Source organism: Thermodesulfobacteriota bacterium, from assembly GCA_040758155.1.
Taxonomy (GTDB): Bacteria; Desulfobacterota; Deferrimicrobia; order Deferrimicrobiales; family Deferrimicrobiaceae; genus UBA2219.
Window position 1 is genome coordinate 1 of sequence record JBFLWB010000200.1, and the last position, 3,142, is coordinate 3,142.

The following is a 3,142-nucleotide window of genomic DNA, read 5'->3' on the forward strand; positions in this document are numbered from 1 at the left end:
TTGTCCCCCGCCACGTCCCTGTTCTGCTCTATAGGGCCCCCGCGGCGCGAAGATCCTTCTCGAACCGGACGGCGTTGAAATTGTCGCCGGAGACAACCGTCCCCTCCACATCGAGCGTGGGGACCATCCTCATGCCATTATTCAGCTTCATGACGATTTCGACTGCCTCCGGATTCTGCTCGATGTCGACTTCGTCGTACGCGATTCCTCGTTCGCCGAGGAATTTCTTCGCCGCTTTGCAGTCCCGGCACCAGGTAGTGGTGTACATGATGATCTTTTTCATCTCAGGTCTGTCCCTCTTTTGCGGAAGTTCTCATGAACGTCCCGGTTCTGCTCCCGGGGGGAGCGGGCTCCGTTTCCTTCGGTCTCCGACGGGCAGGATCGATTCCTGGTGGAACTTTATGATGTACTCCACGGCGTCACCGGGATCGTCCGTAAGATAAAAAAGTTTCATGTCCTTGGAGGAGATCATTCCTTCCTTCAGCATCGTTTGCTGCATCCATTTGAGCAGGCCGTCCCAGTACTCCCTCCCCATCAGGACGACGGGGAATTTCCGGGTCTTCCCGGTCTGCATGAGCGTGAGGGACTCGAAGAATTCGTCGAGGGTGCCGAATCCGCCCGGCAGGATTATGTATCCGGAGGCGTACTTGACGAACATCACCTTGCGGGCGAAGAAATGACGGAAGTGGAGCGAGATGTCCTGGTACCGGTTCGGCTTCTGTTCCGCGGGAAGCTGGATGTTCAGGCCGATGGAAACTCCCTTGCCGAGGCGGGCACCGCGGTTGGCCGCTTCCATGATGCCGGGCCCGCCGCCGGAGATCACGGCGAACCCCCGCCGGGCGATCGCTTCCGCCACGTTCATCCCGCATTTGTACGCCCAGTCGTTCTTCTTCGTGCGCGCGCTGCCGAAGATGGAGATGGCCGGGCCGACGTCCTTCAGCTCCTCGAACCCTTCCACGAACTCGCTCATGATGCGGAACACTCTCCAGGTTTCGCCGCCGGCAAGCTCCTCCATCTCTCTTCCGCCCCTCCTATTCTCCGATGATTTTGACCAGCACGCGCTTGCGCCTCCGCCCGTCGAACTCCCCGTAGAAGATCCGCTCCCACGGGCCGAAGTCGAGCTTTCCGTCCGTCACCGCAACGACGACCTCGCGCCCCATCATTTGGCGCTTGAGATGCGCGTCCGCGTTGTCCTCGCCGGTCCGGTTGTGCTTGTACCGGCTGACGGGGGCGTGGGGAGCCAGCCCCTCGAGCCAATGCTCGAAGTCGTCGTGTAGCCCCGACTCGTCGTCGTTGATGAAGACCGCGGCGGTGATGTGCATCGCGTTGCAAAGGACAAGCCCCTCCCGGATCCCGCTCTCTGCGAGGCACTCCTCCACCTGCCGGGTGATGTTGACGAACGCGCGCCGCGTCGGAACGTTGAACCAGAGCTCTTTCCGGTAGCTTTTCACGAGGGCTCCTTTATCCGCCCGCCATCGCGCGGAAGAAGCGCGACTGCACCTGCTGCGACAGCAGGGCCTTCTTCACCGGCGGCAGTCCGACGACGATGCGCGTCACCGCCCGAAGGACCGCGTGATCGATGCGGTCGAAGTCGTCGAAAAGCAGGTTCTGGAACTTCCCCCGCTCGATGGCCATGACCACCGCCCGCTGCCAGGAGGTCTCGGGGACCAGGATCCGCTCCTTCCGCGGGGACATGGAGAGGGCGCCGCGGGCGCAGGCGGGGCGGCAGACGCCGCAGCCGAGGCACGCGCCTCCGTCCAGGACGGCGCGCTTCTCCTTCCCTTCCCCCTCGATCCGGATGGCGGTAATGGGGCACCTCTTCGCGCACAGCCCGCAGCCGTTGCATTTCGACGCGTCGAACGACGCCTGAAACGGGGAGGTGACGACGGCGTCGAACATCTTGAACCGGTTGATGGCCGAGAGCATCGCGCAGCAACAGCCGCAGCAGTGGCAGACGAACGCCGGGCGCCGCTGCACGTTGTCGGCGATGTGCACCAGCCCCTCGGAGCGCGTCCGCGCGAAGACGTCCAGCGCCTCCTCCCGCGAGATCCGGCGGCCCAGCCCGTGGCGGATCACGTAGTCCGCCGCCGCGTTCAAGGTCGTGCATACGTCCATCGGCTTCGCGCACGCCTTCCCTTCGTGCTCCATGACGTGGCGGCAGTAGCACAGCGACACCGCCCACGATTTCGCCCCCCGGACGATGTCCGTGGCCCGCTCGTAATCGAGCACCTGCGTGAGATCGGCCGGGTCCACCTGGTCCTCGTGCACCAGCGTCCGCCCGGGCTGGGTCTTCCCCGCGAACACGGACCGCGCGAAATCGGGCTCGTCGTGGGCGTACGCCGCCATGTGGCGGGCGATCTCTTTCTGCGGCAGGTCGCCGCGCACCCTCATGAAGGCGAACTCGAAGAAGCCGAGGACGGTGGGAGAGAGCAGGAAGGAGACCTTCCCCCGGTGCTCGAAGTCCATCACCAGCCCCTTGTCGGCCATGCGGTGGAGGATGGGGCGGAGCGCCTCGACGGATTTCCCCGTCCGCCGGGCGATCCCCTCGATGGAGGCGGGACGGATCGGCATCCGGGCGCCGACCTCCGCTTCTTCCGGGGTGTACAGGCGCTTCAGGATCTCGTAGAGCGATTCCGCGGGAGGAGCGCCGATGGGGAACCGGTCCAGCCGCTTCTGGAGTCGTCCGTAAATGCCCTGCCCGCTGCGGAGGTGTCCCATGGCCCTACAGAATACCAGATGCGCCGTTGAACGGAATGGGAGCATTGAACCGCCCGTGGGCTTAAGGTACAGTTTCCGGAAACGGCGGCGCAGGCGATCCGCTTGTCCCGAAGGGCGCCGCGGAAGGGAGGTCCCCGTGTCCGGTCCCGATTTTTCCGAGATCTTCCGCCGGTACAAGGAGGCCCTCGGTCACGCGCAGCAATCGGAAGGAAGAAATGTCCCCACAGGAGGGAACATGCAGCCGAAGCTCGGATTCTTCAAATTCCTGCTCCCCGCGTTCCTGATCGTGATCGCACTGGCCTCGTCCGTGGTGATCGTCGGGCCCGGGCAGCGCGGCGTGCTGCTGAACTTCGGAGCCGTCTCCCCCAACGTGTGGGGGGAGGGGCTCCACTTCAAGATCCCCGTCTATCAGAACGTCGTGCGG

General features: G+C 64.2%; 5 protein-coding genes. 1 reads left to right on the forward strand and 4 read right to left on the reverse strand.

Annotation, left to right across the window (positions count from 1 at the left end; genetic code table 11):
- Positions 1-28: 28 nt before the first annotated feature.
- The 4 genes from AB1346_13955 to AB1346_13970 are packed head-to-tail and all read right to left on the reverse strand — an operon-like array spanning position 29 to position 2,718.
- On the reverse strand, positions 29-283 hold the full coding sequence (locus tag AB1346_13955; protein ID MEW6721545.1) for a glutaredoxin family protein: 255 nt from the start codon (positions 281-283) through the stop codon (positions 29-31).
- Between the two features lie 30 nt (positions 284-313).
- Positions 314-1,015 (reverse strand): TIGR00730 family Rossman fold protein, encoded by a 702-nt coding sequence (locus tag AB1346_13960; protein MEW6721546.1) that lies wholly within the window; start codon positions 1,013-1,015, stop codon positions 314-316.
- A 16-nt stretch (positions 1,016-1,031) separates the two neighbouring features.
- Positions 1,032-1,451, reverse strand: coding sequence for a secondary thiamine-phosphate synthase enzyme YjbQ (locus AB1346_13965; protein ID MEW6721547.1), 420 nt, complete (start codon positions 1,449-1,451; stop codon positions 1,032-1,034).
- Positions 1,452-1,461: 10 nt separating this feature from the next.
- Complete coding sequence (locus AB1346_13970) at positions 1,462-2,718, reverse strand: 4Fe-4S dicluster domain-containing protein (GenBank protein MEW6721548.1); 1,257 nt, start codon at positions 2,716-2,718, stop codon at positions 1,462-1,464.
- A 235-nt stretch (positions 2,719-2,953) separates the two neighbouring features.
- Here AB1346_13970 and AB1346_13975 point away from each other — a divergent pair.
- Positions 2,954-3,142 (forward strand): SPFH domain-containing protein (locus AB1346_13975; GenBank protein MEW6721549.1); only part of this gene is annotated, 189 nt, incomplete at its 3' end.